Genomic DNA, 23,344 nt, shown 5'->3' on the forward strand with positions numbered 1-23,344 from the left:
TAACTTATAGAGAACCGTACCGCAAACCGACACAGGTGGACAGGTAGAGAATACTAAGGCGCTTGAGAGAACTCGGGTGAAGGAACTAGGCAAAATGGTACCGTAACTTCGGGAGAAGGTACGCCCTTTTCGGTGAAGGAATTTACTTTCTGAGCTGAAGAGGGCCGCAGAGACCAGGTGGCTGCGACTGTTTATTAAAAACACAGCACTCTGCAAATTCGTAAGAAGACGTATAGGGTGTGACGCCTGCCCGGTGCCGGAAGGTTAATTGATGGGGTTATCTTCGGAGAAGCTCTTGATCGAAGCCCCGGTAAACGGCGGCCGTAACTATAACGGTCCTAAGGTAGCGAAATTCCTTGTCGGGTAAGTTCCGACCTGCACGAATGGCGTAACGATGGCCACACTGTCTCCACCCGAGACTCAGTGAAATTGAAATCGCTGTGAAGATGCAGTGTACCCGCGGCTAGACGGAAAGACCCCGTGAACCTTTACTATAGTTTTGCACTGGACTTTGATGATGACTGTGTAGGATAGGTGGGAGGCTAAGAAGTAGGCACGCTAGTGCTTATGGAGCCGACCTTGAAATACCACCCTGTTGTTATTGAGGTTCTAACTTGGTCCCATAATCTGGGATAAGGACAGTGTATGATGGGTAGTTTGACTGGGGCGGTCTCCTCCCAAAGAGTAACGGAGGAGCACAAAGGTACCCTCGGTACGGTCGGACATCGTACCAAGAGTGTAAAGGCAAAAGGGTGCTTGACTGCGAGAGCGACGGCTCGAGCAGGAACGAAAGTTGGTCTTAGTGATCCGGTGGTTCTGAATGGAAGGGCCATCGCTCAACGGATAAAAGGTACTCCGGGGATAACAGGCTGATACCGCCCAAGAGTTCATATCGACGGCGGTGTTTGGCACCTCGATGTCGGCTCATCACATCCTGGGGCTGAAGCAGGTCCCAAGGGTATGGCTGTTCGCCATTTAAAGTGGTACGCGAGCTGGGTTTAGAACGTCGTGAGACAGTTCGGTCCCTATCTGCCGTGGGCGTAGGAAAATTGAGAGGAGCTGCTCCTAGTACGAGAGGACCGGAGTGGACGAACCTCTGGTGTACCGGTTGTCACGCCAGTGGCATTGCCGGGTAGCTAAGTTCGGACGGGATAACCGCTGAAAGCATCTAAGCGGGAAGCCTCCCTCAAGATGAGTTTTCCCTTGAAGCCCGTTGAAGACTACGACGTTGATAGGCAAGGTGTGGAAGCGTAGTAATGCGTGAAGCTAACTTGTACTAATTGGCTGATTGTCTTGACCATATAATCTGAGTTTCTTCAGATTGTAGCGAATATACGATACAATACGTGGATATATACTCTTTATTTACCTGATGTGTGTTTGATTCCTTATATAACTTATCCAACACACACAAACCCGTTTTCCTGGCGACCATAGCGGTTTGGAACCACCTGATTCCATCTCGAACTCAGAAGTGAAACGAACATGCGCCAATGATAGTGTGAGGCTTCCTCATGTGAAAGTAGGTCATCGCCAGGGTTTTATTCTAAAGCGGCTTTTGAGCCGCTTTTTTTATTTATAATTTTATCGTCTAGTGATAGTATCCGTTCAGGTAATCTGTCAACTTAATGAATTTATGCCACTAAGCGTCCGTTCAAAGGTATGCTTTCTTCTGAGTATCTAATAAATCAATAAGCTTCCATCTTTTAGAACCAAACAAGGCAGAAAAAACTATTTGATCATAGCTCAACTAGGGTCTGTTGACCATTCTACTATCCTGGTCAAAATGTCGTGATTTTATACGATCCGATTTCATGTATGCTACGTTTCGGTGCTCTAAAATCACGACATTTTGACTCGGTCTAGCGAATTGGTAACAGCCCCTGGAATCACAGTTATTCCAATTATTCATTTTAAATTCACTTTCCAGTAATTTTAAAGTTACATACTGATTATATAGGGATTTGCTGCGCGATTATTGTGATTTCTAAGTCTCCAAGCGAGATGATTATCTAAAGAAAAGACAAATAATCCTTCTAAAAACGGAGAATAACTATTAAAAAATTTGATAATAAATATAAATACAATCAATTTTACAAATATATCTCTTGATGGTTAAATATTTATATTCCAGCATGTGGAGTTACAAATGGAACTACAGGAAATTGATGTTGCAAATAGTGAAGAAGTTAAAACTCAAGACTCACTGTTACCACCGTCTGTTGCGGTCCGTTGTGACGTATCAATTCCATTAATAGAAATTCCCTTTGAAATAACAAGACAAGAATTAATACAAGTTTATCTTTTATCTATAGGTAAATGCATTCATGCTGATGAATTAGCAACGATTTCTGCTCAGAATGTAGTAAGCCACTTGCTTTTTCTTAAATCATTAGCTGCAATTGAATGTGACAAAAAACAAAAAAATCAATTACGTACTTTCGCAAAAAAATTGGGTAGGTTTCTTGAAAGTGCAGAGTTATCTTTATGGAATATTGCGAGTCGTTATATTCAAGAAAGCCAATTTCCTATCATTCGATGGTTGGTGCATCAATCGCCATCTTTAAATTTTATCGCTACTTTTATTATTGAGAAAAATTGTGGATTATTAACTCGCAATCAAAGCGCATTTCTTCGACAATTTGAAAAATCTGCGGCTTTTTTCTTCCCTGATCTTCTGTATATGTTATGGCTTACTCAATCCTATAAAGAAGATTCAAATGAGAAATTAATTTGCTCAAGTTGCAAAATTAATTATTATTCAGATGTTACTGATAATTTGCTTCTGCGAACTCAACCGAAACAAATTAAGTTTGCTGCAGAGAGTTATTATGAGCAAGAGAAGGAATCTATAAATTCTAATTTTCGTTATTTAATGAGTCAAAAGAATTTATTACGTATCCAAGGCCGAACACTGCTTTTTATTAATAAATCATCGGAAGTAATAGCTGTAAAAGTACAGAAGAAAGTTGAGAATAAATCGAATTTCAGTGAAGAATATCAAATTACAAACTATTTAATAAAACATCAACGCCGATTAAATTTACAAAGTGAATTACCACAACCCCTTGGTCTTTATTCCATAAAAAGGACAGAGATTTTGGAAAATTGTAATCATAATCCTGATTATGAGCAGTTTATTGAGCTTATCAGTGATATGACGGAGCTTGACGTTTATGTTTATAAAGCTCCGCTTGCTTATTTTACTTATTTACATGATGAGCAACAAACTTTTTCTGAATTGGCTTCCTCACTACAAAAAAATATTCATGATCTTTTTGTGCTTCTTAAAGAGGGAATAGTGTTTCCTCAATTAGCAGATATATTTCATACAGGTAGTGATAAAGATTGTCGGGAAGATATGGGAAGATATTATACATTAGTCCAACTTTTAAAAGTTTGCCAACCTCATTTGGGGCGAATTGATAAGTGGCAAAAAGCGGTTGAATTTGTCAACTTACGCGTGAGTGGTTTGGCTGATCTTGGGGATAATTTACCTATAACCAGTTTATTTACTCCTTCAGAGTTCACAAAGAAATATTTTCCGGAGATATTGAGGGGTGGATACCATCAAACTTTCTTTGATCAGTCAAGTGGTACGGCAAGCTCTCTTTTTACTGGAAAGCGTAAATTATTTGGTAATTATTTGTACCTCAATACTATTGCAGAGTATTTGTTAGTCATTCAATTAACTCTAGGAGCTTATGGAAATAAGGTAACTCGAAAAATTGGAGATCTTGTGGCAAAGAAAGCAGTTTGGCAGCAATTGGCAGAATTAATGTTTCATAGTTGCGCTGAAGTAGTTGCTTTGATGGCAGGAATACCTCAATCAAAGGCACTCGAATTATTGAGTCAACGTGCAAAAATAGACAAGCATGCGCAACAAATACAATTTTGGATGACTCCTGATTATGCGGATCTGAATAGCTCAGAGATTAAAATGCAACAGTACATGCTTTATCCTGGTGAGTCAGGATATGAAATTAATGATGAATTAGTTCCTGGGGTTGGTTTATCTGTCGATGGCATTCATCAAGATTTAGGAGGATACAATCAATCGCTTCCTTTGAAAGAATTTGAAAAGTTATTGTATGCTACTGTAACTCTTATAGAAGGGACAATTCAACTGGATAAGCAATTTTTCTTAGCAGTTAGTGCAAGTAAATTATATGATTGCCATCAGGCTACAGTAAATCTTATGGAGATAGCGAGATCTGGATGCCATTTTCCCAATGAGACTGCCCTATTCTACTCTAGGAAAGAAACCAGATGAATTCAGAGTCATCACATGTTTAGGATAAGAAAGAATTAGTTAACTAAGGTACGTAGTTGGTGAACATGAATTGTTAACACGCCCTTATTTTTTTCTCGATAAAAAGCAATCAACAAGATACACTCGGATTAGAAAGAATCAGATATGTTTAATAAGAAAAATTGTGTAATCTAGTGATTTTTTAAAAGCTATTTATCTTAAGGATGCCAAATGACAATTGAAAAGCGATTGATAAAACTGGAAGAAGAGATTGAAGAGATCAAAGAAATAAATCATGAATTAACTGCAAGCAATCAAAGATTAGCGATGCTTTTAGACCGAATGGATCAACGGCTTAGTTATTATGAAAAATTAAAACAGCATGCAGTAGCTAGTCATGGAGAATTATTGAATACTTTTGGCATTATGAGCCAACAAAGACAACAGGAGCATGAGCTTATAGAAGATCCCCCTGTTAATGGTCTCATTAAAAGTACTTCTTAACCTAAGTATTTATCTTTTAACCGCACATAATGTTGTGCTGAATATTCTAATTGATTTAATTCTTGAGCTGTTAATTTTCTAACAGCTTTAGCTGGACTTCCCATGTATAAATAACCACTTTTTAGTAGTTTGCCAGGTGTTACTAAAGAGCCAGCAGCAACCATTACATGATGTTCAATGTGGACTGCATCTAAAATCATTGCTCCCATTCCAATAAGGCAAAAATCATCGACCACACACCCATGTAATACAGCTTGGTGGCCGATTGTAATTCCTTTGCCTAGAATCAAAGGTTGACCTTCAGGAGAGAATGGACCTTCATGAGTGACATGTAACACGGAGCCGTCTTGAATGTTACAAGCATTTCCTATGTTAATGGAGTTGACATCACCACGAATAACAGCCATAGGCCAAACGGACACATCATCCCCCAAGTTTACATCGCCAATGACTATAGATTTAGGATCAATATATACTCGTTGACCTAAAGAAGGAGATTTATCTTGAAAGCTGCGAATTGCATTCATATATAATTATACCATAGTTACAAATTCTTCTGCGCTTGTTGGATGAATCGCGACGGTATTATCAAAATCTCTTTTGCATGCCCCCATTTTTACAGCGACTCCAAAACCCTGAAGCATTTCGTCGGCAGCCAATCCAATAACGTGGAGACCAATAATTTTTTCTTCTTGGCCTAAGGTAATTAGTTTCATTACAGTTGGTGTTTTTTGATTAGTGAACGCATCAAACATGGGTGTAAAACGAGTTTGATAAACTTTGATATGATCTTTGCCATGTCGATCAATTGCTTCTTCCTCACTCAAACCCACAGTTCCCATAGGTGGATGACTAAAGATTACCGTGCTTATATTCTCATAACTTAAACAAGCATCTGGTTGTTGACCAAATAATCGATCTGCCAAACGACGTCCTGCAGCTATCGCTACTGGGGTAAGAGCAGGAGCGTTAGTGACATCTCCTATAGCATAAATTCCTTTAGTACTTGTATTTTGAAACGCATCGACTAAAATCAAACCCTGCTTATCAGTTGTAACGTTTACTTTTTCCAGCTGCAGATGTGCAGTTCTAGGAGTTCTGCCTACGGCAGTAATGATCACATCTATGTCGCGAATAATAGAACCACTTTGACATACAATCGATTTTCTACCATCACTATGCAAATTAATCTCTTGCGCACGATGATTTTGATGGATTTGAATTCCTTGTTGCTGCATGATTTCTAGCAAAGTATCGCCTAAAATGGAATCAAAGCGACTTAACGGTCTTGTGCCCCTCATTAAAAGATGAGTTTTGCTGCCCAGAGCATGCAAAACTCCTGCTAATTCAACACCAATATAGCCACTACCTATTACTGCTACTTTTTGAGGTTGTTTGGTTAAGGAAAAAAAACCATCTGAATCGATGGTGTGTTGTACCCCATGAATTTGTGGCTGGGATGGTTCTCCTCCAGTTGCGATAATAATATGTGGTGCTTGATAAAACGCATCATTTACTTTGATTGTTTGTTCGTCATGAAACTCGCCTTTACCTTGAATTAAGGTGATATTGTATTGAGTGAAACGCTTGGCATAGTTTTCTCTTAGCCGTTCGATATATGTAGTACGCTGCTTGACAAGAGCACTCCAATCCAATTGTACCGGCACAGAACTAAATCCATAATCAGGTGCATGGTGCAGCATTTCTGCAATCATTGACGCATTGAACATGATCTTTTTAGGAACGCATCCTAAATTAACACAAGTTCCTCCTAAGTAATTCGCTTCAATCACTGCCACTTTGGAACCATATTTTGCAGCACGAACAGCACTGGCAACACCACCGCTTCCACCACCAATTACAATAAGATCAAATTGTTTGTTTTTCATAGACTTTTCTTGAAAAATAAGTTTATATTACCAGGAACTGTCCAAGTAACCAACTCATTCTTTTTACATGAGTGATGCATCAAAAAAGAAATAATTATCTGATGTATCAAGTCGAGACTTTTCTTAGTATCTCAGGTTGCTTCTCAGTAATGTTGCTTATTTTTACTAGCCGTAGCTTTATTCAATACTGAATTGTCTTTTACATAAAATTTGTACTCTTTATTTCTGATCTTTCATCCTTGAACATTATAAAGGGATTAAGTTTAGAAAGATTTTGGGTTGCAAACTATTCTTTTTTCTTTTTGTGCAATTAGGACGAGAGGATCATAAGTAAATGATCGTTAACAAGGAGATTAATGTGGCAATGACTAAGATTAGTCGTATCGTTGTACTAGGAGATAGCTTATCTGATAGAGGAACATTTGATAAACGTAAATTATTCGGATTTATTCCTTTAAGAGATTTTTATGAGGTTGGTTCTGATGCACCCAGAGGTCGATTTACAAATGGATTTGTTTGGGGGGATTATTTTGTTACTGCTGTTATCGGAGACTTCGCAATCGATTATGTAAGAAAAAAATTAAATATTAGTCATAATGCTTGGGGTAATGCTGATGTGTCAGATGCTATTTTGGCTAATGACTTAAATATACTGAAAAGAAATGAAAAAGCATTTAGTTTAAACAATGACAAACATATTTTATATAAGGGCGAGCGTTTTGCACGCTTTTATTGCGAAGCTGGATTAACCTCTTATGATTACACCACACAATTTACGATAAATCCTAAATATGAATTTCTTAGGTTAATATTGGCCAGTTTGGAAGACAAGCAAGAGCAACTTACAGATGAGGATAAAAAATATAAAATTACAAAACAAGAAAAAGCTGAAACATTGATTATCGAGTGGTCTGGAGCTAATGATTTACTGACTGTCAATCCCGAGCCTACTTTAGATGAAGCTACTCATGCGGTGAATGCACGTATTGCGAATCTTGAAACTCTTATTCAACAGGGTTATAGAAATTTTGTGTTGTTAAATTTACCTGATCTCTCTTTAACCCCAAGATTTCAAACAAAAAGTAAAGAGGAACAAGAAAATGCAGCAAAATGTTCTGAGCATTTTAATGAACAATTGGCAACCAATGTAAAACAAGTTATTGAAAAATATAAAGATTTAAATGTATCTTTGACTCTTTCGGTTTTTGATGTCAATACCCCATTTAAAGAAATGTATCACAATTGTGAGGAATATGGATTTGATAGGAATAAATTAAAATTACCCTATATTGATTCAGAAGAATTTAAACAAAATCAAAAGAATCCTATATATCAAAAGGAACATATCTCCCCTGCGGATGGTTACATGTTTTGGGATGACATACATCCTACTATGGATACGCATAGTTGGTTAGCTGTAATGTTTAAAGACGCCTATAATAAAATTTTTAAATTTGTTCCACCAGAATGTGAAAGAAGAAGATGCAGTAAGGAAGCAGAAGATATCGTTCACCATTGTAGATCAGGAGCGTATGCTCATTTACCTGCTGATGTAGCAAAAATAATAAATACTATTTATTTAGAGTCGAAGAGTTTGGAACAATCCTGGTGTTCTCAGCGTCGCGAAGAAGGTGAGCTTTTAAAACGTTTTGTTTTTGAGCTGAAATGCCAAAGCGGCAATTTGCATGAAATCGATGCACTTATAAAAAAATTTACTAAAGATTCTGAGAATATGAAAATGATAAAAAGACATAATTATCCTATTTATGACTTTTTTGCAGGTAAGAAAACTACTCATTTGGAAGATTCTATTAAGGCTCTTGCAAAGGCGGTTGACGAGCATCTGTACGTTTCAGAACAATTGACCATGAACTAGTTAGGCTTAGCTTGATTTCTAGACCTTACGTTTACGGGGGTGACGTTAGGAGTACGTCACCCTTTGCGAAAGCGGCGTTGTTGCGGAAGGTGACGTTCTTTTGAAAACTGAGCGTTGATTCTGGAGTTTCACTCCTTGCCTAGGCTGCAGTATTATATGCTATGGTTATTAGTGAGTACTTTAAATTCCACCGCAACATTATTACGGATTGCATTGGAGTAAGGACAAACTTTATCTGCTTTGGCTACTAACTCTTCTGCATCTTTTTGATTTAAACCTTCTATATGAGCATGCATTTCAATCCCGAGTTTAAATCCTTTTTCGGGTGTTGGGTACAAAGATACTTGAGAAAGAATAGAAGCTTCTTTAAGTGGGATATGCTCTAATCGAGCTACATGACGAATGGCGCTTTCAAAACAAGCAGCATACCCTGCAGCAAATAATTCTTCAGGATTTGTGCCTCCACCTTGTCCCCCCAACTCTTTAGGCATCGCAAGATCGATTCTTAGTAGGCCATCTGATGTTTCAATATGACCATTTCTTCCACCATGTGTACGTGCTGTGGCTGTGTAAAGTGCTTTCATATTCGTCCTTTAATTGAGTTGAATAAAAGATGATAAATTAAATTAGGGCCTGTTGACAATTCTAACGTTTAGCGACATAAAAGATAAGAAAAACCTTTTATGTCGAACTCACGTTAGTTAATCTTATATACTTTGTTACAGTCATTTGGAACCATAGGACTTTTTACGCCATAAAATAAACCTTGCTCCAAATAGTCGCATATTTGTTGGGTACTCAATTCATTTAGGCATTGAGACACTATTTTATTTCGACAATGAGAGAAAATTGCATTGGGGTTATTTAATGCTTTGTATTGTTGATTTCCCCATTTATCTAAATGACTCGTATAGTAAGTGGTAAAATTTTCAACTTTCATCTTTTTGTTCAGCGTGAAGACTTTCATCGCAGGATAATTATGGTGGTTACGACTGATGCCTGGGGTAGAAAAGGCATATATATTCTTACCATTATTCAAATTAATTTTTCTAAACTCATCCATATGGGAGTGAGAGATGAGTAGGGTGATTTCTCCGTATGATTGTTTGTTTTTATTAAGTATTTTTATAAATTCTTTTAAATATTGTTTATGCCAAATTGGTTTACCAAGATAGGAGTTTCCTGGTGGTTCGTGCATGGCGATTAATAGTTGTTCTGCACGGTGTCCTTTTAATTGTTGTTCCAACCAAGAAAGTTGTTCTAACGCATCTTTTTTCTGATGAGGGTATCTTGACAGCAATGGTGTGTTTGCCCATTGATTGGCATTGAGAGCAATTAATATGATTTTTTTATTTCCGGGGATGACGTAACTCGAATAATAGCCATCGCTGTACATGTGGCTGTCATTAATAATCAATTCCTTACAATGAGCACATGCACCATGCCAATCCACTGCAAAATTTAAAGGAGAAACACCATTTGATGTAAAAGGTTGATAATTTCCACTGAGAGAATCATTGTTACCTGTAATGTAAAAAATGGGTTTTGAGCCCACATCGTTCTTATATAATTCGTCAAATACCTTTTTTTCATATGCTCCTTTTATAGAGGCATTAAATAATGAATGAGTAGGTAAATCACCTAAGCAAAGAATAAAGTTTACTTGTTCGCTTAGTTTTTTGAATTTTTTCATAGTAATGTTGAGAAATTCTGGTCCTGTATCTTCACCATCGCGCGATACGTTATTTTCACCATAATGAATGTCACTGATTGTGAGAAAATTCAAATTTGCATATGCGGGATGAATAAACCAACTGATTAAAAAAATAAGCTTAAAGAGTGATTTCAATCAATTTCTCCATAATTTTTTACTTAAACTTTAGGGTAAATATTGGGATTCTTAAGTTGCTTCGTGAATACTCCAAATTCGCTGTACTTGATTTGGATTATTTATTGTTTGCACCCACAATAATGTTGGTCCACCAGCAGGATTTATCGATAAAGTTTTGGAGGATAACATCACTGCAAAAGGATATTTTTTAACAACAGATTGTAGTGCTGACCATACTTTATCAGGATCACTTTGGTTATCGTTTACGATGAGCTCATTACTACGATACACCACATTGACTGGTTGATCTTTTAAAGACATACGTATTGCAGACTCCAAACGCCTCCATTTGGCTTGATGTGACTTTTGTTTCTCAGCTTGAGTTGGATTGGTTTGAAAACTAATGCGCTGATGTGGTGAAAAAACACGACTTAAACGGCTGCTACTCGGGTTATTTTTTAAAAAATAGGTGCATAATGCATCTAAAACGGGTCGTCCAGGCCCTGCTGATTTGCCAGGCTGTCGGTTGATGTACAAGGCAAAGGCTAAGGTATGGCCATTAGATGTATATAGATAGCCAGAAAGGCTATTTATTCCTACCATAGTACCTGTTTTAGCACGAACAAAACCTTGTTGGCTCGGAATACGAAACCTCTTTTGTAAGGTGCCATCACGTCCAGATATAGGTAAAGCAGCTATATATTCGTAGGATAAAGGGAAGCGCTGATATAAAAATTTCAATAAAGATATGGTTTGTTCAGGAGTAACTAGGCTATAGCGTGATAAACCTGAACCATCAGTAATGATCGCATTCGTAAAATCAATACCTGTTTGAGATTGTAGAAAATTCTTAATTATAGGTTGTGCTGATTGCCAGTTGACTGGAGAGCCATTAAGCGTTGCTGCAGCATGTAAATACAAGCTATCAGCATATAAATTATCAGAAGGCTTTAAAGTATCAGCCATTAAGTGTGATAAGGGTCTTGAGTATTGTGTTGCAATTAATAGAGAGCTACTAGGGGTTTTACCTAATTGAACTTGGCCATTGAGTTGGATATGTTCTTGGGCTAATTGGCTTTGGATCATTGCTTGGGCATACATTAAAGGATTTTTGATGGCCATTCGTTGTTGTACTGCCCATTGGCCAACACCTACACAACCGCGTATCGTTAAATGATTTTCTTTATCTAAACTAAAGCTAACGCCACAACCTTGAGCCTTTGCTTTGGTAGTCGCTTGATTATTTAATGTGATGTTTCCTCCTCCATCATCTACTTCAACTACAGTTGGATCACCTGCACGTGCTCCTGGATTTACAGTAACGGTCAAACGATTTGCATCGAGCATCACTGGCGCGTTAGGTGCACCATAGCTGTACGCTAAATCAGAGGTTAACCAGCCTGGAGGATAGGGATTAACTCCAGCTACGCTGCTGTCAATATATACATTACCTTGAATGGTATTGATATTTAATTCTTTCAAAGAAGCAAGAAGTTTTTTTAAGTCATCTCGACTAAAAGAAGGATCCCCGGCAAGTTGTAAATAAATATTTCCTTGCAAAACACCTTGCTGTATTTTGCCTGCACCCATACTGAGTTGATTTTTAAAATGGTAATCAGGCCCAAGAACCATTAATGCGGCAGCCTCAGAAAAAAGCTTCATGTTGCTTGCAGGAATATAGAGTCGTCCGGCATTTCGTCGATATAAAGTTTCTCCTGAAGTAAGATCAACAACCACAGCCCCAAGATTAACGTTTGGATTAATTTGGTTAATTAATTTATCGATTTCATTTTGTATCCGAGCACTTTGAGATACTGAGGATAAGGTCACGAAAAATGCGCTAACTAACGTCTTTTTCATTAATATTGTTCCTCTTTTTCTTGGGGATGTAAGGATATTCTAATCATATCGTAAGCCCAAACGCTCCAAAAGTCCTGCAAGCGTATCATTATCAAAAAATTTTACTTTTAGCCATCCGCCATTATCAGTATCATTTATTATTTGTACAGGAGCGCCAACTTGTTCTGCCAAAATGGTTTGTAAGCGTTCAATATCACGATCCTTTTTAGCATTTTTGGGAAAAGAGCGTTCTTTGCTTTTTTGCATTTTTACTGCATGTTCAAGTTGTCTTACTGACCACTGTTCATCTATAGTTTGCATCGCCAAATATTCTTGTTGGGTTGGATCGAGTCCTACGAGCATTCTTGCGTGACCTAAGGATAAAGCTTTACCACGAATTAAGTTTTTTATTGGTTCGCTTAGACTTAGTAAACGTAGAATATTGGCAATATGGCTGCGTGATTTTCCTACTAGAGTAGCTATTTCGTCTTGATGATAATTAAATTCATCAATTAAACGCCGATAGGCACTTGCTTCTTCAATTAAATTTAAGTCTTCTCGTTGAATGTTTTCGATCAATGTCACGGCGCAGGCTTGCTTGTCGGTGTACTCTCCTACTAGGCAAGGTACGGTTTGCAATCCTGCGATTTTTGCCGCTCTCCAGCGTCTTTCTCCAGCAATAATTTCATAGCGATGTTTTGCAATGGTGCGCACGATGAGTGGTTCGATTAAGCCTTGTGAGGCAATGGATTGGGCGAGTTCTTGCAGCGCTGTAGTATTAAAATCTTCTCTAGGTTGATATTGGCCTGCATAAATGCTTTCAATGGGTAAGTGGTGGAATTCAGCGTGCATGGAAAAAACACTCAAATGAATAATGAGAAATTGTTTCACATTTTGGTGAGAATTAAAATAGTCCTAGAAGCAACGTCAATTCAGAAAGTGTGCTCAATGAAAGAGGCTTTTAAACAACATAAACCTAAGAGTGACGAACAGGCGCAATTGCAGGAGGGAAATCTACCCCCAAATCCACATAACCAAAGATCTCTATAGGTTTGGGAGAGTTTATTGCGATATCAGTACAGCACATAAAGATTCTGCCTGATAGGCTCAAAGCAAACCATACACTATCGCTGAAATTGCAATAATGCCCATAATGGTAGTAAACACATTACTTATTACTGCCGTACGATACTTTTTCATTGCTGGAATTTTAGCAATGGCATACATGGGCATGATAAACAGAAGTATGGCGATGACAGGGCCTCCAAGCGTTTCTATCATTTTTAAGATATTGGGATTTATTGTAGCGACTATCCAACAGGTTAATATCATGAAAATTTCAACAATTCGTTGTAATTTAGTGTCACTGATAGTTATTTTGGAGGGTTTGAACAGATTCATAATAATACTGCTTAATCCTTCTTTCGCACCTAAATAATGGCCTAAAAATGATTTAGAAATTGCAATAAAAGCAATGATTGGTGCAACAGAAGCAATAAAAGGTGTTTTAAAATGATTTGCTAGATACGAGAGTATCGAAATGTTTTGTTGCTTTGCCTGTAGCAGATCTTGAGGAGAAAGGCTAAAGACACAGCTAAATACAAAAAACATGACGGAAAATACCATCAATAGATGACTGTATTGCATAATCCAAGTACTGTTACGATCGGCATCATGACCATATTGCTCTTTTTGATTTACTGCAAAAGAGGAAATAATGGGCGAATGGTTAAAAGAAAACACCATCACCGGAATGACTAACCACAAGGTCATGAGTAATCCGTGCCCACCATTAGCGTGCAATGAATTACTTTGTTGTAAAATGGCATTATTCCAGTTGGGAATTAAGTAAATGGATAAAAATAAGAGTATTGTTGCAAAAGGATAAACCAATACAGACATTGATTTTACTATAATTTCTTGTCCAAAACGTACAATAGCCATTAATGCAAGAATAAGGATGATGGCTAAAAGCGCTCTTGGAGGTGCTGAAACACCTAATTGATGAACAAGAAAGCTTTCAGTCGTATTAGTAATGGCTACACTATACATCAGTAAGATTGGGTAGATTGCAAAAAAATACAAGACAGTTAATATTCGTCCTGAAAAAACACCAAAATGTTCCTCTACTACATTGGTAATATCGTTTTTTGTCGAAGAGCCTGATAACACAAAACGGCATAAAGCACGATGTGAATAGTGCGTCATTGGGAAGGCAAGTAGGGTCATTATAATTAACGGCCAAATGCCATTGAGTCCAGCATCTATAGGAAGAAAAAGTGTTCCTGCTCCAACTGCGGTACCATAAAGGCTTAACATCCAAGTCGTATTATTTTTTGTCCAAGAAGTTTTTTTATTTACGGTTAGCGGCGATATTAGCGTTGTAGATTCATTTGATGCCATTAAAACAACCCTTAGATGTAAAACCCAACATATTCTGTTCAATATTAACACTTTAAGACTAATATCTCAACAGAATTATGTGTGTCTGAGTTAAAATTATAAAATTCAACTTGCTTTGTACAGCAATTTTTACTTATATGTAAAGTAAATTTAGTTTTCAGCGCTTAACATTCCAATTTTGTTCCATAAAGTCTATCCCCAGCGTCGCCTAAACCTGGAATAATATAACCTTTATCATTGAGCTTTTGGTCTATGGCTGCAGTAAAAATTGGAATTTCTGGATGTTCCTCGTGGAATGCCGCTATTCCTTCAGGAGATGCGAGAAGACAGAGAAATTTTATGGACTTGGGGTTTAAAGCCTTAATTTCATTGACTGCAGCAATAGCTGAATTTCCAGTAGCTAACATAGGATCAACCACAATAACATCCCGATCTTGGGTGTGTTCTGGAAGCTTAAAATAATATTCAATGGGCTCTAATGTCATTGGATCACGATATAAACCAATATGACCAATTCTGGCTGTAGGTACTAGCTGTAACATACCATCGACTAAACCATTTCCAGCGCGCAAAATAGAAACAAACACCATTTTTTTTCCTTTTAAAACAGGAGATTCCATTAACGCTAAAGGGGTTTCGATTACTTCATATTCTATTTCCAAATCACGGGTTATTTCATAAGCCAAAAGCATGCTAATTTCGTGCATTAAGGCGCGAAACTTGACTGTGCTTGTGTCTTTTCGACGCATAATTGTTAATTTATGCTGAATTAATGGGTGTTTGACGACAACAACATGTTGATTATTCATTGGTTACTCCATAAATTTCGTTTCATCCAGCTAGGGTCTGTTTACAATTCTACTTTCTTGGCCAAAATGCTTTGATTTTCTGTGCTACGATGCGCACATACTTCGTGTATGCTGTGCTTCGTTGCTCGAAAATCAAAGCATTTTGACTCAAGCTAGCGAATTGTAAACAGACCCTACTTTTTTCTTGATTAAAAAACGGTTCCATCACTAATAATTTGGAGAGGAGGGGTGCCTAGAGAGCGTTTTTGTTTGGCAATTCGCCGTCCTGCTTCCCAAGTGCCACCTTGCAAAATCTTAGCTAAGGGTAATTCGGTCTGATTTTTTCGTAATTTTTTTCTGATTAAATCAGCTAACTCATCTAATAAAACTACAGTGAGGGCACGCCATTCTACGATAATTTCTGCATCAGGTAAGTGGGCTTTTTCCAGATCCTTTTTATCTTTTAGACGGAGTAACTCACTATCAATAAGTAAACCACCATTTCGGTATTCAGGTAATCCGGTGAGTTCATCAAGATGAGTCACTGAAATTCCAGCCTGTTCTAAAGGTTCGATCAATGAATAGGTTAACCATTGGGATAATTTATGAAATGGAATATATTCAGAACCAAGTTCATTAGTTTTTAATGCCTTATGTTGCCAAACGTCTCCGAGGGAAACGCCATGAAATAAAAGTCTGGGTGGCCAGACTGCATTAAATGTGTTAAGTATTGTTTGAAAAATTTGTGTTGCTGTGAGCTGCTTATGACTTGCTAATGAGCTTACGTAAGTAAAAAAATTGCCTAATCGGTGTTCTTTGCCAAAATGTTGCTCATCATGCTGCATTAGTGATCCTAATCGATTTAACAAGGCGAGCCGTCCGGAAATACCTTCCAGAGGATTGCTTTGGGTAACTTGAAAACCGTGTCGAAGCTCGTGTTCACTAAGTGTCAATAAGCGTGCTGCATCTACTCTGAAGGGTTCTGATGGATAGGAACTAAAAATACCCTTTTGATAAAGTGATAAACTGGCTAATGCCAAGCCTTCTGATCGTGAATAGGTAACTCCTGTTTCTGGTTCTTTGTAACTCCAATATTGTCCTGCACCTGCATCTAAAAATACGCTGATAATAACGAGTTCATAAAGAATTTTTCCATGCTCTTCAATAGATAAGGAACTTAATTGTTCTTGCATTTTTTTTATGCGATCGATACCTCCTACCTCAAAATGTCGCCAACGACTATGATAAGGAATATCTAAATTGGGATAGTTATCCTGAATCACATTAATAATAAAGGATGCGGTGCTGGTCATTTTTTCAGGATCTAAGGCGAAGTATGCTGATTTATCGTGTTTTATTAGATCGAGAATTGCTTGTGATCTTATTCGGATCGTACGAGGATCCATAAGCGTCGCAATAACTTGGTCAATTTCTTGTTGCTCATTACTCATGGAGATCACGTCCTTTGGTTTTTGCTAATTCATTGATATCTACGATACGCTCAGGGGAGTAATAACCTGCTGCTCGTTTGGCGTTCATTTCTACCTGTGCGTCGGGTGGAACGAGCTCGTCGGGAATGGTGACACGTTCTGCGATGTTAATGCCCGATTTGAGTAAGGCGTCATATTTCATATTGGACATGGAAACAAAACGATGAATTTTAGTGATGCCAAGCCAGTGTAGGACATCGGACATTAATTCTTGAAAACGCATGTCTTGAACGCCTGCGACGCATTCCGTTCGTTCAAAGTATTTGGCTGCGGTGTCTCCACCTTTTTGTCTTTTGCGAGCATTATAGACCAAAAATTTGGTGACCTCTCCTAAAGCTCGACCTTCTTTACGGTTATAAACAATCAACCCAGCCCCACCTTTTTGTGCAGATTCAATAGATAATTCAATTCCATGAACTAAATAAGGTCGGCACGTACAAATATCGGAACCAAAAACATCAGAGCCATTGCACTCATCATGAATACGGCAAGTGAGTTCAATTTTAGGATCATGTATGGTAGTAACGTCACCAAAGAAATAGGCTGTTAATCCGCCTATAGGAGGTAAAAAAACATCCAAATCGGTGCGTGTAACCAGTTCAGGAAACATTCCCGCTGTTTGTTCAAATAAGGTGCGACGTAAGCGCGACTCTGAAACTCCAAAGCGCTCAGCAATTCCCGGTAGATACCAGACAGGTTCTATGGCTGCTTTAGTAACGGCAACATCACCGGATTCTTTTAATATTTTTCCATCTGGTTTTAATCGGCCTTTTTGTATTGCTGTATGTAGTTCAGGAATATTAATATGAGCTTTGGTCACAGCGATTGTTGGCCGAATATCGTATCCTGATTTAATCTCTTCGGAGAATACGCTGGCTACGAGATGCCCCCATGGATCAAGAGAGATAATTTTCTGAGTCCCGCCCCATTGAGGGTGGGGGCCTATAGCAACTGGCGGGGTGGTATCGGTTAGATCAGGAACATGTTCAGGATCCAAAACTCCTGCGGCAACAGCAAGAGCTCGGTAAACAGAATAAGAGCCAGAATGAGTGCCCACAGCATTGCGATTTTTTATATTGGTGAGTGATGCAATAACTGGACCTCGCTCTTTAGGGTCTTGGGCTCCCCATTTTATTTTTAAAGGTACAGCTGTATGACCCGCTGGATGTGATGATAAAATGATATGACCTTTGGATTTTTTTTTTGATTCCTCTTGCACCATAGTATTAATCCTTTAAATAACGTGAGTTCGACCTAAAAGACATAGAAATGTTTTTTAGGTCGTTAAACGAACATTATCCCGTAAAGCTTGTCCCCAGCGAAAGCGGGAATGCACCGCATTTATACGGGATCCAGTTCTAAATAAAATTCAGTTCGATATAAAAAATCACTTTATTTTTTATATCGAACTGACGTTAAATAATAACTACTTATCATAACAGAAGAGATTCAAAGGTAGAAAGTGTTCTATGTCAAGAAAACGGATGTTCTTTAGATAATTAAGACTATTAATTGAGGCATTTATAAATTTTAGAGATTATTGTACTGGGGTGACATTCCCGTTATGATGATTGAATTTTTATTTACAATCAGGAAGATTGATTGATGACCACGTTAATAGTGTGTTTGTTTCTTGCAACGTTGCTGCCTTATCTTCTAAAGCTCGTAGTTGCCAGTTTTATGCAAAAAGAGGGGAAATACGACAATCATTATCCAAGATTACAACAGGCTAGATTACAAGGAATGGGTGCAAGAGCTGTGGCTGCGCATCAAAATAGTTTTGAGTCATTACTTGTATTTGCCATTGCTGTGTTGACCGCAATTGCTACAAATCATGTGGGCACAGCAGTTCAAGTTTTGTCGGTTATTTATATTGTTTCACGAATTATTTATAGCTTTTTTTATATAATGGATATGGCTTCGCTAAGATCAGCAATTTGGTTTGTTGGTTTTTTTTGTTGTTTGACTGTTTTAGTGTTATGTATGATCTGATTTTTGTGAAATAAGAATTAATGCATAACTATGTTGGAAAGGGTTTTTAATGCACGAAAAAAATAATATGCAACAAGTCTCATTACAGCCTTTGTTGGTTTTTGTAGTTTTAATGCTTATGGTATTAATGCAAATGACTACAGATCAGTATGTTCCTTCATTGCCTGCTATCACTAAAGTTTTTAATACGAATGAAGCGTCAATTCAATTAACGCTTTCTCTTTTTATGCTTGGATTAAGTATTTCACATGTATTTTATGGTCCTTTATCCGATAAAATTGGCCGCAAACCGCCATTGATGTTTGGGGTTGGTTTAAGTATTTTGGGCAGTTTATGCTGCTTTTTAGCGCCCACAGTTTTAGTTTTGATTATTGGCCGTTTTATTCAAGGTTTTGGTATCGGTTGTTGTGGTTCAGTAGGACGTTCTTTAGTTCGCGATCTTTTTACGGATAGAGTGTTATCAAAGATAGGCTCCTATGTAGGTATAGTGAGCGTTTTTATTATGGTTGCCTCTCCTGTACTAGGGGGATATATCCAAGAACATTTTGGATGGCGCAGTAATTTTTTGTGTTTATTCGTGTTTGGTATCATCATATGGCTTTTTGCATTATGCTCTCTTCCAGAAACCAATAAAAATCTGAACCCACAGGCTACTAAACTAAGAGTTATGCGGGAGAATTACTTCATTTTATTGCGCTCGAAAGTTTTTTTAGGTTATGCACTGTGCGCTTGTTTTGCTTGCGCAGGTTTACTTGCTTATCTCGCAATCGCCCCTTTTCTTTTTCAAGATGTCTTAGGATTGAGTCCCGTAGAGTTTGCCCAGTTAACTATTTTTATTGCAGGAGCAATTTGTGTTAGTGGGATAATTAATAGTCAAATGGTGATGGGCAAAGGAGTGTCTCATATGGTGTTTATTGGGATAATTTTCATGATTATTGGTGGTCTAACCATGCTTTGTCTGGCTTTTTTAGGGATGAAAAATGTATTATCTATTATGATTCCAGTTTCTTTTTTTAGTATGGGTGTCGGTTTTACTTTTATTAATGCCTTTGCTGGAGCTTTTCATCCTTTTCCGCATATGGCAGGAACAGTAGGTGCTTTATATGCTTGCATGCAGGATTTAAGTGCAGCATTATCTACGGGCATTGTTGCGCTTGGTAAATGGTATGGGCAGTATTCATTAGCGTTAATATTCCTCATTTTGGGAGTAAGTTCATTAGTTTCATGGTATTATCTGGCCTCTAAAGAACGTTAAGGGGAATTTATGAAAATTACTGAGAGTGAGTTAAAAAATATTATTGCCAAGTTGTCTGGCTCTAATGCAGATGAAATTCATGATGATACCGCTTTAATAGAAGACTTACATTTAGATTCTTTAAAAATTGTAGAGTTACTTGCTATTCTCAGTGAAGAATATAACTTAACAGTGACTGAGGACGATGCAATGAATTTCCATACTTATAAGGATTTATTTGATTTTACTCAAGCATAAAGTTTCTAGTGACCTGCTTTTAATAAATTGTATGATGTGCCTAATGTGACCGTTTTTCGGTATCCATTCAGGGGGTATGCTTTCTTCTTGGTGAAAGGATGGATTTGAGCGCAGGTTGCGCGAAAATAATACTGAGGAAACGGAGCATACATCACAGTATGTGGGGCTTCCGAAGTGCTATTTTCGCGTAAAATGCGCCAAATGCAGCCATGAGGCATGAATGCTTACGTTCTACTCAAGTTTAACCTGAGTATAGCAAAGCATAACTCAGGAATTCAACTTTGATAAGTTTTGACGATGAACTTATTTATTCTAAGCATGAATTTTCACGAGGGTTTAAACAGAGGGTTTAAATCGCTTTTACTGCCCTTAGTAAAATATGCCATCAACATGCAAACTGCTACCGCACCAACGAAAGCTAATCCGCCATAGAATATAGAATTTCGTATTAAACCACTTGATTCAGTTTTTTTCGCAGTAGGTGAAGTAGTGTTTTTCGATTTTTTTTCTTCATCATTATGAAGAGAAATTAGACATTCTTCACTGGGAGAATGAACAGGGGATTTATCCTCTTCACTCTCAAGAATGGGTGTTTTTGAAGAGTCAGGAATGGCTTTAATGATTTGATAGCGCTCTAATAAACTTTTCCATTGATTTCGATGGTGTTCTTCGTAAATTTCAGTCTCTTCTTTTGCTAAGACACTGCTGCTTTTGTGTTCAACATCAGATTGTTCAAGAAACTCTTTATAACTTTGATGTATACCATCAATCGATGCTGCACATTCTTTTTCACAATAACGGGTTTTAGCGTTATGTTTTAATCGTATTTGCGCCTCTTTGGGTATCGTACTGTCTAGCTCCATATCTGGGTTTTCTTTAATATTTTTAACTAAGTCAAAAACTTGAAAAGCAATCAGCGCACTGTCATATTCGCATTGCTTTTGAATTTGAGTCACTGCTATAGATGCAGAGGTACAGTCAACTCCGGCAGACTCTCCTATTTTTTTGAGTCGAGTTAATCGCTGCTCCACTTCTTCAGGTGAATTTTTTTCGTCCAGTATCCATCCGGCATATGCTCTTGCATATTCTTGCTCCAAGTAAAATTTCACCTGATTAAAAAGCTCACTAAAGTGTTTGGGATTATTTAATTTACCTTCCAAGGGATCTTCCATATCAGCTATAAGCTGTTCTGCAAATCCTAATAACTCGCTTATTTCAGCAAAGACAAGTTTTGCATTAAAACGCGGATCGTGAATAATACCTTCTGTTGTCAAGGCAACATATTTTTTAATTTGAATATCAATCAATTGACTTAAAAATTCGAATAATTCTTTTTTATTTTTCATCTTGTTTCCTTTCTTATTTTGAGCAAGTAGATTATCTTATGACTTTAATTGATGCAATTAAATCATTTCCTTGATCTTATTTTTCTAGGCCGTGCGGACGAATTGTAAACACACCTTATTATTCTCCATTATCTTAAAAGACTTATATACTAAATAAGAAGGGGGGAATTTTTATTAGGGAACAATATGGAAACAGAGCGTGGGTTATTGGTGACAACAGAGTCATCCCAAGTAATAGACATCATTAATCACTTCCATCATCAAATTCTGGGTGCCGGTAAAGAGCCTCATTTAATTTTAGATGCAGTTAAGAACCATCCTAATAATTTACTTCTCCAAGTTTATGCCGCTTCATTTTATCTTTATGGTCAAACCAACCCTACCACCGAGAGGGCCAAAGAACATTTATTCCATGCTGAAAAATCACTGTATTCAGCAAACTTAAGAGAAAAAATAATTTATCAAGCAACTAAAGCTTGGATGAGTTTGGATTATGAAAGTGCTTTAACACTGTTATCGGCTCTAACTTCTCTTTATCCGCGTGATACTTTAGCAGCAAAATTTGCGGAATGGTTATTTTATTGTACTGGGCAAGCGTACAACAGTCATCATTATTTGGCATTTTGTGAGCGTATTGCTCCTCATAATCAAGATGAATCTCATTTTATAGCCATGCATTCTTTTGCGGCTGAGTTATCTGGTCATCTATCAGAAGCACAACGTTTGGTTGAGAAAGCTCTTTTACTTGAATCACTCACACCATGGGCGCATCATACTCTAGCTCACATTTATCTGAATACAAATAACTTAGCCAAAGGGATTGCCACTTTAGAAACGTTTCGAGTAAGTTGGAATGAAATTTCACCACTTCTACGTGGTCATAATAGCTGGCATTTAGCATTATTTTATCTTGCATTACGACAAGTAGATAAGGTAATGGCCTTATATCCTACCATTTTTGGTTCTTCTCCAGAGATGATTACTGAGCAAATAGATGCTTTATCATTATTATGGCGATTGGATATGGCTGGGTTTCCTCAATTAGATCAATTTAAAATTATTGAACATTATCTCGATGAGAATCCTTATACTCATTATACTGGTTTTAATACAGTCCATTATATCTATGGGCTTGCGCGTTTAGGGCACGAAGATGCGGTGCAAAGAGCTATTTTAGCTGTTGAAGAATATGCTAAAGCGCTGACCAAAGGTTATAGTAAGACGCTTTGGCAAGAGGTTATTTTACCTTTAAGTAAAGGGATATATGCTTTTGTAACTAATGATTTTCAATCTGCTTGTGATTTTATCGCACCTTGTATTTCAAGACGTACAGAAATTGGAGGCAGTGATGCGCAATCTGAAATTTTAGCGCAGACTTATTTGCTTTGTTTATTGCAAATGAATAAGGAAAAAGCAGCTAAGGAGTTTTTCAAGTTTCATTTAGCTCATTACAAAGGAACACCTTTAGCTGAATTTTGGTTTGGATCGAAGTTCTCGTTTTAAGGTATAAAGCCACGCAGGATACGTCGTCTCTCATAAAAGGTATTTCATATACTTTTATGTCGAACTGTTTTTATTTGGAATAAGCGTTCAGCAAATTACCCGCCCTTGGGGCGGTAATTTGCTGAACGGAAACTATTTA

The 23,344-nt window shown here is 37.5% G+C and carries 18 protein-coding genes, 1 rRNA gene and 1 other annotated feature (1 of these 20 running past the window's edge); of the genes, 8 read left to right on the forward strand and 11 right to left on the reverse strand.

Annotation, left to right across the window (positions count from 1 at the left end):
* Window positions 1–1,301, forward strand: a sequence feature (mutual gap in cmsearch alignment for this rRNA model is longer than 100) (it extends 1,638 nt beyond the left edge of the window).
* Between the two features lie 122 nt (window positions 1,302–1,423).
* The 3 genes from rrf to Lgra_RS14435 all read left to right on the forward strand — a co-directional run bounded on the left by rrf (window position 1,424) and on the right by Lgra_RS14435 (window position 4,756).
* A 5S ribosomal RNA gene (gene rrf, locus Lgra_RS14425) occupies window positions 1,424–1,539 on the forward strand.
* 610 nt (window positions 1,540–2,149) lie between these two features.
* Window positions 2,150–4,273, forward strand: coding sequence for a SidJ family T4SS effector polyglutamylation protein (locus Lgra_RS14430; protein WP_058499962.1), 2,124 nt, complete (start codon window positions 2,150–2,152; stop codon window positions 4,271–4,273).
* A gap of 210 nt (window positions 4,274–4,483) precedes the next feature.
* A complete protein-coding gene (locus Lgra_RS14435; protein WP_058499963.1) occupies window positions 4,484–4,756 on the forward strand; it encodes a hypothetical protein in 273 nt (90 codons plus the stop codon).
* Here the strand turns inward: Lgra_RS14435 and Lgra_RS14440 are convergent.
* Window positions 4,753–5,283 (reverse strand): gamma carbonic anhydrase family protein, encoded by a 531-nt coding sequence (locus Lgra_RS14440; protein WP_058499964.1) that lies wholly within the window; start codon window positions 5,281–5,283, stop codon window positions 4,753–4,755. The two genes, Lgra_RS14435 and Lgra_RS14440, sit on opposite strands and share 4 nt — an antisense overlap.
* 6 nt (window positions 5,284–5,289) lie before the next feature.
* On the reverse strand, window positions 5,290–6,645 hold the full coding sequence (gorA, locus tag Lgra_RS14445) for a glutathione-disulfide reductase (protein ID WP_058499965.1): 1,356 nt from the start codon (window positions 6,643–6,645) through the stop codon (window positions 5,290–5,292).
* A gap of 334 nt (window positions 6,646–6,979) precedes the next feature.
* Between gorA and Lgra_RS14450 the strand changes: the two genes are divergently transcribed.
* Window positions 6,980–8,521 (forward strand): SGNH/GDSL hydrolase family protein, encoded by a 1,542-nt coding sequence (locus tag Lgra_RS14450; protein ID WP_238584462.1) that lies wholly within the window; start codon window positions 6,980–6,982, stop codon window positions 8,519–8,521.
* Window positions 8,522–8,673: 152 nt separating this feature from the next.
* Here Lgra_RS14450 and Lgra_RS14455 read toward each other — a convergent pair whose 3' ends face one another.
* The 8 genes from Lgra_RS14455 to Lgra_RS14495 all read right to left on the reverse strand — a co-directional run bounded on the left by Lgra_RS14455 (window position 8,674) and on the right by Lgra_RS14495 (window position 18,094).
* Window positions 8,674–9,105 carry an organic hydroperoxide resistance protein gene (locus Lgra_RS14455; protein WP_058499966.1) on the reverse strand — a complete coding sequence of 144 codons (432 nt, stop codon included), beginning with the start codon at window positions 9,103–9,105 and terminating at the stop codon, window positions 8,674–8,676.
* Between the two features lie 113 nt (window positions 9,106–9,218).
* Window positions 9,219–10,370, reverse strand: a complete 1,152-nt coding sequence (locus Lgra_RS14460) for a metallophosphoesterase (protein WP_058499967.1) — start codon at window positions 10,368–10,370, stop codon at window positions 9,219–9,221.
* A gap of 51 nt (window positions 10,371–10,421) precedes the next feature.
* On the reverse strand, window positions 10,422–12,212 hold the full coding sequence (gene dacB / locus Lgra_RS14465; RefSeq protein WP_058499968.1) for a D-alanyl-D-alanine carboxypeptidase/D-alanyl-D-alanine endopeptidase: 1,791 nt from the start codon (window positions 12,210–12,212) through the stop codon (window positions 10,422–10,424).
* A 39-nt stretch (window positions 12,213–12,251) separates the two neighbouring features.
* Window positions 12,252–13,043, reverse strand: a complete 792-nt coding sequence (locus Lgra_RS14470; RefSeq protein ID WP_058499969.1) for a ParB/RepB/Spo0J family partition protein — start codon at window positions 13,041–13,043, stop codon at window positions 12,252–12,254.
* Between the two features lie 255 nt (window positions 13,044–13,298).
* Window positions 13,299–14,594, reverse strand: coding sequence for a serine/threonine transporter (locus Lgra_RS14480; protein WP_058499971.1), 1,296 nt, complete (start codon window positions 14,592–14,594; stop codon window positions 13,299–13,301).
* Between the two features lie 164 nt (window positions 14,595–14,758).
* Window positions 14,759–15,403, reverse strand: coding sequence for a uracil phosphoribosyltransferase (gene upp, locus Lgra_RS14485; protein ID WP_058499972.1), 645 nt, complete (start codon window positions 15,401–15,403; stop codon window positions 14,759–14,761).
* Between the two features lie 188 nt (window positions 15,404–15,591).
* Window positions 15,592–16,833, reverse strand: coding sequence for a URC4/urg3 family protein (locus Lgra_RS14490; protein ID WP_058499973.1), 1,242 nt, complete (start codon window positions 16,831–16,833; stop codon window positions 15,592–15,594).
* Window positions 16,826–18,094 carry a GTP cyclohydrolase II gene (locus Lgra_RS14495; RefSeq protein WP_058499974.1) on the reverse strand — a complete coding sequence of 423 codons (1,269 nt, stop codon included), beginning with the start codon at window positions 18,092–18,094 and terminating at the stop codon, window positions 16,826–16,828. Before Lgra_RS14495 ends, Lgra_RS14490 begins: the two co-directional genes overlap by 8 nt.
* A 383-nt stretch (window positions 18,095–18,477) precedes the next feature.
* Here Lgra_RS14495 and Lgra_RS14500 point away from each other — a divergent pair, with 383 nt between their 5' ends.
* The 3 genes from Lgra_RS14500 to Lgra_RS14510 are packed head-to-tail and all read left to right on the forward strand — an operon-like array spanning window position 18,478 to window position 20,356.
* Window positions 18,478–18,864 carry an MAPEG family protein gene (locus Lgra_RS14500; RefSeq protein WP_058499975.1) on the forward strand — a complete coding sequence of 129 codons (387 nt, stop codon included), beginning with the start codon at window positions 18,478–18,480 and terminating at the stop codon, window positions 18,862–18,864.
* Between the two features lie 49 nt (window positions 18,865–18,913).
* Window positions 18,914–20,119, forward strand: a complete 1,206-nt coding sequence (locus tag Lgra_RS14505) for a multidrug effflux MFS transporter (RefSeq protein WP_058499976.1) — start codon at window positions 18,914–18,916, stop codon at window positions 20,117–20,119.
* Window positions 20,120–20,128: 9 nt separating this feature from the next.
* Window positions 20,129–20,356, forward strand: coding sequence for an acyl carrier protein (locus tag Lgra_RS14510; RefSeq protein WP_058499977.1), 228 nt, complete (start codon window positions 20,129–20,131; stop codon window positions 20,354–20,356).
* Window positions 20,357–20,682: 326 nt separating this feature from the next.
* On the opposite strand, the gene Lgra_RS14515 is transcribed toward Lgra_RS14510, so the two are convergent.
* A complete protein-coding gene (locus Lgra_RS14515) occupies window positions 20,683–21,702 on the reverse strand; it encodes a hypothetical protein (protein WP_058499978.1) in 1,020 nt (339 codons plus the stop codon).
* Window positions 21,703–21,888: 186 nt separating this feature from the next.
* Between Lgra_RS14515 and Lgra_RS14520 the strand changes: the two genes are divergently transcribed.
* Window positions 21,889–23,205, forward strand: coding sequence for a tetratricopeptide repeat protein (locus tag Lgra_RS14520; protein WP_058499979.1), 1,317 nt, complete (start codon window positions 21,889–21,891; stop codon window positions 23,203–23,205).
* The last annotated feature ends 139 nt before the right edge of the window (window positions 23,206–23,344 follow it).

The sequence above is a fragment of the Legionella gratiana genome, assembly GCF_001467695.1.
Taxonomy (GTDB): domain Bacteria; phylum Pseudomonadota; class Gammaproteobacteria; order Legionellales; family Legionellaceae; genus Legionella; species Legionella gratiana.